The sequence below is a fragment of the Mycobacterium sp. TH-M103 genome (assembly GCF_057473785.1).
In genome coordinates, this window is record NZ_JBYCLG010000004.1 from 1 (window position 1) to 11,448 (window position 11,448).

The 11,448-nt window shown below is 68.2% G+C and carries 8 protein-coding genes and 1 pseudogene; 6 read left to right on the forward strand and 3 right to left on the reverse strand.

Going from position 1 to position 11,448, the window contains the following annotated elements:
• Positions 1–750: phosphogluconate dehydrogenase (NAD(+)-dependent, decarboxylating) (gene gnd / locus AC2VOR_RS00115; RefSeq protein ID WP_486962971.1), on the forward strand; the 750-nt coding region annotated here is incomplete at its 5' end.
• On the opposite strand, the gene AC2VOR_RS00120 is transcribed toward gnd, so the two are convergent.
• Positions 743–1,615 carry an alpha/beta fold hydrolase gene (locus tag AC2VOR_RS00120; RefSeq protein WP_369737395.1) on the reverse strand — a complete coding sequence of 291 codons (873 nt, stop codon included), beginning with the start codon at positions 1,613–1,615 and terminating at the stop codon, positions 743–745. The genes gnd and AC2VOR_RS00120 overlap by 8 nt on opposite strands.
• A gap of 494 nt (positions 1,616–2,109) precedes the next feature.
• On the opposite strand from AC2VOR_RS00120, the gene AC2VOR_RS00125 reads away from it, so the two are divergent.
• The gene (locus AC2VOR_RS00125; RefSeq protein WP_369737396.1) at positions 2,110–3,015 is read left to right on the forward strand and encodes an alpha/beta fold hydrolase; all 906 of its coding nucleotides are present in this window, start codon (positions 2,110–2,112) and stop codon (positions 3,013–3,015) included.
• 19 nt (positions 3,016–3,034) lie between these two features.
• A pseudogene (locus AC2VOR_RS00130) lies at positions 3,035–4,260 on the forward strand (WS/DGAT domain-containing protein).
• 26 nt (positions 4,261–4,286) lie between these two features.
• On the opposite strand, the gene AC2VOR_RS00135 reads toward AC2VOR_RS00130, so the two are convergent.
• Both AC2VOR_RS00135 and AC2VOR_RS00140 read right to left on the reverse strand, forming a co-directional pair.
• Positions 4,287–4,892 (reverse strand): MarR family transcriptional regulator, encoded by a 606-nt coding sequence (locus AC2VOR_RS00135; RefSeq protein ID WP_369741473.1) that lies wholly within the window; start codon positions 4,890–4,892, stop codon positions 4,287–4,289.
• A gap of 504 nt (positions 4,893–5,396) precedes the next feature.
• On the reverse strand, positions 5,397–7,016 hold the full coding sequence (locus AC2VOR_RS00140) for a pyruvate, phosphate dikinase (protein ID WP_407688742.1): 1,620 nt from the start codon (positions 7,014–7,016) through the stop codon (positions 5,397–5,399).
• Positions 7,017–7,236: 220 nt separating this feature from the next.
• Here AC2VOR_RS00140 and AC2VOR_RS00145 point away from each other — a divergent pair, with 220 nt between their 5' ends.
• The 3 genes from AC2VOR_RS00145 to AC2VOR_RS00155 form a co-directional block, all read left to right on the forward strand.
• Complete coding sequence (locus AC2VOR_RS00145; protein WP_369737398.1) at positions 7,237–7,746, forward strand: DoxX family protein; 510 nt, start codon at positions 7,237–7,239, stop codon at positions 7,744–7,746.
• Between the two features lie 407 nt (positions 7,747–8,153).
• Positions 8,154–9,665, forward strand: a complete 1,512-nt coding sequence (locus tag AC2VOR_RS00150) for an MmgE/PrpD family protein (RefSeq protein WP_486962973.1) — start codon at positions 8,154–8,156, stop codon at positions 9,663–9,665.
• An 83-nt stretch (positions 9,666–9,748) separates the two neighbouring features.
• Positions 9,749–11,448 (forward strand): DUF3556 domain-containing protein (locus AC2VOR_RS00155; protein WP_486962972.1); only part of this gene is annotated, 1,700 nt, incomplete at its 3' end.

The following is an 11,448-nucleotide window of genomic DNA, read 5'->3' on the forward strand; positions in this document are numbered from 1 at the left end:
ATCGACGGCGGCAACTCCTATTACCGCGACGACATCCGCCACGCGAAAACCTTGTCCGAGAGCGGAATTCGGCTGCTCGACTGCGGGACCAGCGGCGGCGTGTGGGGCCGCGAGCGCGGCTACTGCCTGATGATCGGCGGGGACCGGGAGGCGTTCGACCACGCCGAGCCGATCTTCGCCACCGTGGCTCCCGGGGTCGAGGCGGCGGAACGCACACCGGGCCGTGACGGCGAGATTGCGCAATCGGAGAGGGGTTACCTGCATTGCGGGCCGTCCGGGGCCGGACACTTCGTCAAGATGGTGCACAACGGCATCGAGTACGGGATGATGGCCTCGCTGGCCGAGGGGCTTAACGTGCTGCGCAACGCCGACATCGGCAAGCACGTGCAGCAGGGTGACGCCGAAACCGCGCCGCTGTCGAATCCCGAGTTCTACCAATATGACTTGGACATCGCCGAGGTCGCCGAGGTCTGGCGCCGCGGCAGCGTCATTGGGTCCTGGTTGCTGGACCTGACCGCGATCGCGCTGCACGAGTCGCCGAGCCTCGAGGAGTTCTCCGGGCGCGTCTCCGATTCGGGGGAAGGCCGGTGGACCTCGATCGCGGCGATCGACGAAGGCGTTCCGACACCGGTGCTCACGACCGCGCTGCAGTCCCGTTTCGCCTCACGTCACCTCGACGACTTCGCCAACAAGGCCCTGTCGGCGATGCGCAAGCAGTTCGGCGGACACGCGGAAAAACCCGCTAACTGAGCGGTCGCCGCCGGACGAACGTCACCACGGCCTCGCTGAACGCGTCATTGTCGTCGCCGGCGGCGGTGTGCCCCGCGTTGGACAGTTCGACGAATTCCGCCTGCGGCACCGTCGTCAGGAAGTGTTGGACGCCTTCGGGACTGACGACGTCGGACAGTTTCCCGCGAATCAACAGAATCGGAATCGTCAGGTTCGTCGCGGCGTGCTCGAATTTCTCGGTGCGCAGTTCGGGGTCGTCTCCGGGCTTGGTCATGAACGCGGGGTCCCAGTGCCAATACCAGCGACCGTCGCGCAGGCGCAGGTTCTTCTTCAGACCCTCCGGGTTGCGCGGTTTGGTGCGGTAGGGCAGGTATTCGGCGACGGCATCGGCCGCCTGATCCAGCGTGTCGAACCCGTCGAGGTTGCCCATCATGAAGTCGCGGATGCGGGCGCTTCCACCCTTCTCGAATCGGGGTACCACGTCGACCAGAACCAGTTGGGTGACCCGGTCGGGGCCGGCGCGGTGAGCGGCGAGAATCCCCGTCAACCCACCCATGCTGGCCCCGATGATCGTCACCGGGCGGCCGATCGCGTCGAGGACGTGCATGACGTCGGCGGTCAACGTCTCGACCGCATAATCGGCTTCGGGGGCGCGATCGCTGTCACCGTGGCCACGGGCGTCGAGGGCGACGACGTGGAATCCGCCGTCGGCCAGAACCTGGCCGGTGTTCTTCCAGGAGAACCGATTCTGGCCACCGCCATGCAGCATGAGGATGGTCGGGTGATCGGACGCGGCGGCGCCGCGGTTCCATTCGTCGGCGACCAGGCTGATCCCGTCGACACCGGAAAACTCGACGGTCTGGGGGTTGCTGCTCGCGGCGTTCATGCCCTGACGTTACCCAGGCGGCTTGAGCAGCCCGAGCAGGGGCCACGGCAAAAGCCGGCGCGGCCACGTGCATTCTGACCGCGCCGGTCGAGTGTGACGCGGGGTGCTCGCTTTGGGCCGGTTTGAGCGTTGCGGTGCAACGCTATTGGTGGACGCGCCTGGGCTGCGGCCATCTGGCCTGGGTTCCGGGCTTGGCCGGCGGGCGTCCCGTTGGTGTCGTTCCTGTTCAGCGCCGAGAACAAGACGAGACCGGGACCGGTGGCGGCAAGCGGAGACAGGCGGACAAACAACCGCGGCAGTCTCTGCCGCGGTTGGCCTTTGGCGGGAAAGGGTGGAGGCCGGTGCGCTTCGGACGCACACGGGCTAGGTTGGTCCGTGCGGATACGCCGAACAGGGAGTGAACATGGCGGACGAGGCTGAGGGAGTGCGCGAGCGGGCCACGCGAATCGCCGGCGAGGGTCGGGTGACGGCCCGAGCCGACAGGGCGGTCCGCGATGACTGAACCGGGCTGGATCGACGTACCGGGCCCCGGTGCCGACCTCAAGGCGCTGACCTGGGGCCCGCCCGACGCCCCCATCGCGCTGTGCCTGCACGGCTTCCCCGACACCCCCTACGGCTGGCGCAAAATCGCTCCCCGGCTGGCCAGCTCGGGCTGGCGTGTCGTCGCGCCGTTCATGCGGGGGTACGCGCCCTCCTCGCTCCCCGCCGACGGCAGCTTCCACATCGGTGCGCTGATGGACGACGCGCTGCGCGTGCGTTCGGCGGCGGGCGGTACCGATCGCGACGTGGTGATCGGCCACGACTGGGGCGCCATCGCCGCCACCGGACTGGCCGCGATGCCCGACAGCCCGTTCACCAAGGCCGTGATCATGTCGGTCCCGCCCCCGGCGGCGCTGCGCCGCCCGGGCGGGGTGGCCGAGCGGGGCCGGCTGGCTCGCCAGCTGCCGCGTCAGCTGTTGCGCAGCTGGTACATCTTCTATTTTCAGTTGCCTTGGCTGCCCGAGCGTTCCGCCTCCTGGGTGTTGCCGTTGCTGTGGCGGCGATGGTCGCCCGGCTACAACCCCAACGAGGACCTGCGCCACGTCGACGCCGCGATCGGTACACCGGAGAGCTGGCGCGCGGCGCTGGGGACGTACCGGGCCACGATCCGCAACACCGCGCCGCCGGCCCGGTATGCCGAGTTGCACCGGCTGTGGACCGAGGCGCCCGTGCTGCCCTGCCTGTACCTGCATGGCCGCGACGACGGGTGCATGACACCGGCTTTCACCCAGTGGGTGGAGAAGGTGCTGCCCCCCGGCAGCGAGGTCGACATCGTCGAACACGCCGGACATTTCCTGCAGCTCGAACAGCCGGAGAAGGTTGCCGGCCTGGTGCTCGGGTTCATCGGCTCGCCCGGCTGAGCCGATGCCGTCCCAGCAGATGACGGCCGTGGATGCGCAGTTCTACTGGATGTCGGCCAAGATCCCGAACGACCAGTTCCTGCTGTATGCGTCGACGGCGAGCCCGCGGACCTGGTGCACGCCGTCAAACGGGTGTGCCGACGGGCGCGCGCCTGCCCGGACTTGGCGACGCGGATCCAGGACCGGAATCCGCTGACTTATCCGCGGTGGGTGCCGGCGGCCGTGGACGCACGTTGGGTGGTCCGCCACGACCTGCCCGACGGCTGCTGGGCCGATTGTCTGGCGGCCGTTGCCGGACTCGCCGATGCCCAGCTGGACGTTCGTCTGATGCCCTGGCGGCTGCACGTGTTCACGCCGGTCTTCGGCATCCCCGGTGTCGCCGGCACGGGAACGGTCGCGGTATTGCAGGTCGCGCACGCGTTGGGCGACGGCGCCCGCGCGGCGGCGATGGCGGCCTGGCTTTTCGGCCGGGACGTTCCGGTGCCCGCGGTGGCGCGGCCCGCGGCGGCCTGCTTTCCCTGGCGGGTCGTCGACGCGGCCCGCACCCATCGGCGGTTGCTCCGCGATACCCGCGCCGGGCTCCTCGCACCCGGGGCCGGTCCGCGCCCGTTGCAGCGCACCAACGCCTATCGGGGTGGCGCCCGCACGGTGCGCACGTTCGTGCGACACCGCTCGCAACTGCCCGGTCCCACGGTAACGGTCGGCGTGCTGGGGGCGGTGTCCACGGCGTTGTCCGATCTCCTCGGCGGCACGGCCGATTCGCTGGGGGCCGAAGTGCCTATGACCAAAGCGGGTGCCCCACAAGCACACAACCACTTCGGCAACGTCGTCGTGGGTCTGTACCCGAACCTGGGCCGCGATGCCCGCGCCGAACGGATCGCGTCCGACCTGGCCAACGGCCGGCGTCGCCTCGCCCACTCGGCCGCCCGCAGCGCCGACCGGGCGATCGCCGCGCTGCCCCCGCCGCTGCTGCGGTGGGGCGTGGCGCAGTTCGACCCCGGCGTGCGACCTTCGCAGGTGGCCGGCAACACAGTCGTCTCCAGCGTGCATCGCGGGGCTGCCGACCTGAGTTTCGGGGGCGCCAGGGTGGTGCTGACGGCCGGCTATCCCGCGTTGTCGCCCGCGATGGGCCTGACCCACGGAGTGCACGGCATCGGCGACACCATCGCGATCAGCGTGCATGCGGCGGAGTCGGCCGTCGAGGACATCGACGCCTACGTGCGACTGCTCGACGCGGCGCTGTAGCAGTTCGCCCGATGTTTCGGAAGCAGCTATTGGGCGTAGCCGGCGCGTGCCTCGCCTTCGCGGGTGAGGCCGGCAGCGAGGATCAATTCCTCGTGCAATTCGAACCACACGGTGTGGTATGAGTCGATGAGCGGCTGTGTCAGCCAGGTGGTCTGTCCCGACTGCACCTTGGCCAACGCCGCGGCCAGTTTGTCCGAATAGGCGGCGAGCCGGGGGACTTCGGCTGCGACGGCCGTGGCAATCGGCATCACTCGCTCGTGCACATCGGCGAGCCGAGCCAAGACCGCGGAGTCGTATTCCCCATCATCGTGGGCGTTCGGCTCACCGTTTCTGAGCTGCCAGTCCGTCACCAGAGCCTTGAAATCGGCATTGACACTGCGGAAATCGTGGTAGGCGGCCTCGACGGCAGCGTGGTTTGCTTTCCGTCGTTCCGCTGCGAGCAGCTCGCCGAGTCGGGTGCGCCCGTCCGGCAAAAGCTGAAGAGCCTTGCCCTCGGCGAGGTAGCCCGCTCTCGTTGCCACCCCGACCGCCTCGGCCACCGCGGCTGGGTCTTCGTTGATGGTGGCAGCGATCTCGGCTGCGCCGAGTCTGCCCTTGAGGCGAACTGCCTGGAGCACTTTCAGCTCGATCATCATCGAATCCTTCCGCCGATCCGTCGATCGCCACCGGGAGGAGAGTCCTCGGTCACAGGGCCGATCGTCGTGACCGACGCTAATTGCTTCAGATGCATTGCAAGCACCGATCATAGTCAGGACCGTTGCCGGACCAGGCTTGTCGCCTCGCTGACCGGCGGAGGAGGCGATAGGCGTATCTCGTCGGCCAGTCAAATCCGCTGCTGGAATGCCACGTTGGTTCATGGATGGGATGCGGTTAGCAGCGGTCCGGTCTCGTCGGTACCCGGATATGCATGACGACGTTGTGATGGCCGCGTACGATCCCGCAACCGGCGCTATGTCGGGCCGGACGGCACGGTATCGAAAGACCTATCTGGTCGGGCGATCGAGCAGGGAGCAGACATGGCAGCAGATGCTGACGCCCCCATGGCGAAACAAGCGGCACCGAATCCGGGGGCATTTCGGCGGAGCCCGAGCCGTCAGAGCCTGTGGCGTCGTCGTCCGCCCCGGGGAGCCGGTCCCTCATCGCCCCGCGATTTCGCGCGCCTGCAGACGCGCGGCGATCAGCATGGTGACCAGCGGATGCGGCGAGACAACGTCGGTCAGGCCCGCGTCCAAAGCGGCGTGGACGCCTGCTTCGGTGTTGTCGTCGATCGCCGGGTGATCCCCGGCAGCGTGCGCGACCAGCGGGCTGTGCCGGCGTGCGATCGTTGCGAGCTCAGCCAGGTCAGGGGTGTTGTCCTCGGACCACGCCGTCAGTTCGAGGGTGCCCTCGCGGACTTCGCCCTCGGCGCCGTCGATCGTGATCTGCTTGCCGGCCAGAGCCCGGGTGATTCCGGTCCCGCACCCGACGACCGAGGGCCGATGCAGTTCGCGCGACACCACAGCCGCGTGACTGGTCGCGCCGCCCGTTTCGGTGACGATGCCCCGCGCCGCCATCATGCCGCGAATGTCGTCGGGACTGGTGCAGGGGCGCACCAGGATCACGTCCTTGCCGGCCTCGGCCGCGTCGATCGCCTCGTCGACGTCTTCGTAGGCCGTGCCAGACGCAACTCCGGGGCAGGCGGGCAGGCCCTTAGCCAGAAGCGGTGCAGCCAAACGGGTCTCGGGTTGTAGCGAGGGCCGCAACAGCGTCTCGAGCTGCGCAGGGTCGATGCGGCGCAGCGTTTCTAGATCGTCGATCAAGCCCTCGGTGCGCAGCGCCAACGCCAAGCGCACCGCGGCCTGCGCCGACCGCATGGCCACCCGGGTCTGCAACAGCCACAGCTTGCCCTGTTCGACGGTGAACTCGATGTCCTGCACATCGGCGGCGATGCGCTCGAGCGTGCCGGCGGCTCTGAGTAATTCTTCGTAGATCGCCGGTTGCTCGTCGCGCAGCGCGGTCACCGGCTGCACGTCGAAGGTGCCGGAGACGACGTCCTCGCCCTGACCGTTAGGCAGCCATTCGCCGAATGGTTCGCCTGCGCCGGTCAGCGGGTTTCGCGAGAACAACACTCCGCTACCCGATTTCGGATCGACGTTGCCGAAGACCATGGCTTGCACTACCACGGCCGTGCCACCGACCTCACTGAACCCGCGGTGCTTTCGGTAGGCGACGGCGCGGGGTACATTCCAGGATCTGAAGACCGCACCGATGGCGCCGTCCAACTGGGCGAAGGGGTCGTCAGGTACCTCGCTGTCGGCGCCAGCGAGGACGATGCGCCGATACATGTGGCGGAAGCGCCGGCGGGTGTCGACGGCGAACTCGGGGCTATGCAGCTCGGCGAGGGCCGACTCGACGGCGTCGTCGATGCCCAGGTCGAGCACGGTGTCCAACATGCCGGGCATGGACAGGGCTGCGCCGCTGCGGACGCTCACCAACAACGGCCGCGGGCCGGCCCCGAAGGTCCGCGAGGTCTCCGCTTCCAGCCGGCACAGCTGGGCGCGTACGTCGTCGCGAATGGCGTCGGCGGTCGAGTCGGGTTCGTCGAAGTAGCGCGCACACACCTCTGTGGTGATGCAGAACGCCGGGGGCACGGGTAGGCCCTCGCGCCGCATGACGTTGATGCCGTAGCCCTTGTCGCCGAGGATATCTCGCGGCAGGGCTGCCGTGCCGTCGAGGGAGACGACGGGCGGATGCTCAAACGGCGTAGCACCGTCCATTCCTGCCCACTCCTTCCGGCCGACCACAAGTCGTCCGCTTATCGTTTCACGAGTCCGATGTCGGAGGTGGCAACGTGCGAATGGCCGCGGGGAGCGCCTCGTCAAGACGGCGGGGTTTCAGCACGGTGTGTCGCCGCCCATGCGGTCGTCGCCGAATCGCCCGGCTCAATCTCCCGGCGCTCCTGTCAACCGAGCGACCAAATGCTCTAGGTTTGCACCTATGACTCCCTACTACGTCGGCTTACTGATCCTGCGGCTGGTGTTGGGCGTGACAATGGCCGCGCACGGCTACAACAAGTTCTTCGGCGGTGGCCGCATCCCCGGCACCGCGCGCTGGTTCGAAAGCATCGGCATGAAGCCCGGTAAGTTCCACGCCACCGTGGCCGCGACCACCGAGATGGCCGCCGGGTTGGGCCTGGCCGCGGGGCTGTTGACGCCGATTCCCGCGGCGGGCTTCGTGTCGCTGATGTTCGTCGCTGCCTGGACCGTACACCGCGCCAACGGCTTCTTCATCGTCAAGGAGGGCTGGGAGTACAACCTGGTCCTGGCCGTCAGCGCGGTCGCGGTCGCCACGCTGGGGGCGGGCAGGCTGAGCCTGGACTGGCTGATCTTCGGCAAGAACTGGTTCGACGGTTGGCAGGGCCTGCTGATCTCCGTGGTGCTCGGCCTGGCCGGAGCGTTCGGTCAGTTGCTGATCTTCTACCGCCCGCCGGCGAAACAGGCGGGCTGACGGCTCGCCGTCCCGCAAGCTTTCCGGCCACTCGCGGCCGCGCGCTAGCGCAGCACCGCGGATAGGCCTAACGTTGCTGGTTATGGCCGCTTTGCGGCAGACCTGCTGGTTGTGCGGCAGCGAGTTCTATGCTCGTGCCGACGCACGGTACTGCTGTAATGCGTGCCGCCAGAAGGCCCACCGCAGCCGCGCCCTTGCGGCGCGGCGCACCTTCACGCGATCTGAGGTCGCCACCACGATCCGGAGCGCACGAGAAGCCCGCGAGCAGGCCCCCGCCCTGCGCGAACAATCGGCGGCGAGACACGCCAATTCGTATGCGGCGCCCACCCGGAGCGGCTCGGCGCCATCCGACGGCTAGCAACCACACCGCCGCCGGGTGGTCGGGTGGCTAGTGTCGGGTTGTGTTGATGCATGCGGTACGGGCGCGGCGCAGCGCCGAGGAGTTCCCGCGCGCCGATCACCTGGCGGCCAGGATCGCCGACGTCGCGACCGACCCGGTCCCGGTCGAGCCGGACGTCGCGGCGATGGTGGCAAACCGGATCATCGACAACGCCGCGGTCAGCGCCGCGGCGGTGCTGCGCCGGCCGGTGACCGTGGCCCGCCGGCAGGCGCTGGCCCATCGCGTCGCGCACGGGGCGGCCGTGTTCGGCGTGGACGGCGCCTACTCGGCCGACTGGGCGGCATGGGCCAACGGGGTTGCGGTGCGCGAGTTGGACTTTCACGACACCTTTCTGGCCGCCGAGTATGCCCACCCGGGCGACAACATTCCCCCGCTGGTGGCCGTTGCGCAGCAACTCGGCGTGTGCGGTGCCGACCTGATCCGCGGTGTGGCCACCGCCTACGAAATCCACATCGACCTGGCGCGCGGAATCTGCTTGCACGAGCACAAGATCGACCATGTCGCCCATCTGGGGCCCGCGGTGGCGGCGGGGATCGGGGCCATGCTGCGGCTGGACACCGAAACCATCTATCAGGCGATCGGGCAGGCCGTGCACCTGACCACTAGTACTCGCCAGTCGCGCAAAGGCCTGATCTCGAGCTGGAAGGCCTTCGCGCCGGCGCACGCTGGAAAGGTCGCCATCGAAGCGGTCGACCGCGCGATGCGCGGCGAGGGATCGCCGGCGCCGATCTGGGAGGGCGAGGACGGCGTCATCGCCCGGCTGCTCGGCGGGCCGGACCGCGAATACCGGGTGCCGCTGCCCGCTCCTGGCGAGCCCAAGCGCGCCATCCTCGACAGCTATACCAAGGAGTATTCGGCGGAGTACCAGAGCCAGGCGCCGATCGACCTGGCGCGGCGGTTGCGCGCGCGCCTTGCGGCGTCGGAGGGCGGACTCGATCGGATCGAGGCGATCGTGTTGCACACCAGCCACCACACCCATGTGGTGATCGGGACCGGTTCCGGGGACCCGCAGAAGTTCGACCCGGACGCGTCGCGGGAAACGCTCGACCATTCGCTGCCTTATATTTTCGCGGTCGCGCTGCAGGACGGCAGCTGGCACCACGAGCGCTCCTACGCGCCCGGGCGCGCTCACCGGCCCGACACCGTGGACCTGTGGCGCAAGATCTCCACCGTCGAGGATCCGGAGTGGACCCGCCGCTACCACTCGACCGATCCGGCCGAGAAGGCCTTCGGCGCGCGGGCGGAGGTGCGCCTGGCCGACGGCGAGGTGATCGTCGACGAACTGGCCGTGGCCGACGCGCATCCACTGGGCGCCCGGCCATTCGGCCGCCGGGAGTACATAGCGAAGTTCGCCGAACTCGCCGGCGGCGTCGTGGGAGCCGCCGAGCAGCGAAGGTTCTTGTCCGCGGTGGACTCCCTGGCCGATCTGCGGGCCGCGGATCTGCATGCTTTGAACGTCGTGATCGATCCGCGGGTGCTGCAAGCCGCGCCCGCGACACCGCCGGGGATCTTCGGATAGCCGCCCTGGGCTCCCACTCGACCAGGAAACTCTGACCCGAAGATCAACGCATCCGACTAGAACACGTTCTAGTCTGTGAAACCATGGGATTCCTCAAGCCCGACCTGCCGCAAATCGACATGGCCGAATGGAGCAAGGGCACCCGCAGCGAGAAAATCCGTCCGATGGCCCGGCACTGGGCCGAGGTCGGGTTCGGGACGCCCGTCGTCCTACACCTGTTCTACGTGGCGAAAATACTGCTCTACATCCTCTTCGGATGGCTTTTCGCGTTGGCCACGAACGGCATCCACGGGTTCACCGGCGTCGGGTCGTGGTGGTCGGAGCCGATCGTGTTCGAGAAGGTCGTCCTCTACACGATGTTGTTCGAGGTGGTCGGCCTGGGCTGCGGGTTCGGGCCGCTCAACAACAGGTTCTTCCCGCCGATGGGCTCGATCCTGTACTGGATGCGCTTCGGCACCATCCGCCTGCCCCCGTGGCCGGACCGGGTTCCCTGGACCAGGGGCACCAAGCGCACGCCGATCGACGTGGGGCTCTACGGGCTGCTGCTGGTGGTGACGCTGGGGGCACTGCTCTCCGACGGCACCGGCCCCGTGCCGGAACTGGGCACCACGGTCGGCCTGCTGCCGACGTGGGAGATCGTGCTGATCCTGCTGCTGCTCGGCGTGCTCGGCCTGCGCGACAAGGTGATCTTCCTGGCCGCCCGCGGCGAGGTCTACGGCAGCCTGGCGGTGACCTTCCTGTTCGGCGGGATCGACATGATCGTGGCCGCCAAGCTGGTGTTCCTGGTGATCTGGATGGGCGCGGCGACCTCCAAGCTCAACAAGCACTTCCCGTTCGTGATCTCGACGATGATGTCGAACAACCCGCTGGTGCGGCCCCGCTGGCTGAAACGCCGCTTCTTCGAGAAATTCCCGGACGACCTGCGGCCCGGCTGGCTATCGCGCTGGCTCGCGCACCTGAGCACGGCCGTCGAGATGCTGGTGCCGCTGGTGCTGTTCTTCTCCCACGGCGGCAAGCCGACCATGGTGGCCGCGATCGTGATGGTGTGCTTCCACCTGGGCATCCTGGTGTCGATCCCGATGGGGGTGCCGCTGGAGTGGAACGTGTTCATGATCTTCGGGGTGCTGTCGCTGTTCGTCGCGCACGCGGGCATCGGGCTGAGCGACGTCAGACACCCGGTGCCGGTGGCGATCCTGTTCATCCTCGTCGCGGGCACCGTCGTCCTGGGCAACCTGTTTCCCCGTAAGATCTCGTTTCTGCCGGGCATGCGGTACTACGCCGGCAACTGGGACACCACGCTGTGGTGCATCAAGGGATCGGCGAACGACAAGATCACCCGGGGCATCGTGGCGATCGCCAGCATGCCGCAGGCCCAGCTGGAGCGCTTCTACGGCAGCCCGGAGGCGGCGCAGATTCCGATTTACATGGGATATGCCTTCCGCGGCTTCAACACTCACGGTCGGGCGCTGTTCACCCTTGCCCACCGCGCCATGGCCGGCCAGAACGAGGACGACTACGTCATCACCGACGGCGAGCGGATCTGCAGCACGGCCATCGGCTGGAACTTCGGCGACGGCCACATGCACAACGAGCAGCTGATCGCCGCCCTGCAGCAGCGTTGTCACTTCGAGCCGGGGGAGGTGCGCGTCGTCCTGCTCGACGCGCAGCCGATCCACAAGCAGACCCAGCAGTATCGCCTGGTCGACGCGGCGACCGGTGAGTTCGAGCGCGGGTTCGTCAAGGTCGCCGACATGGTGACTCGTCAGCCCTGGGCCGACGACGT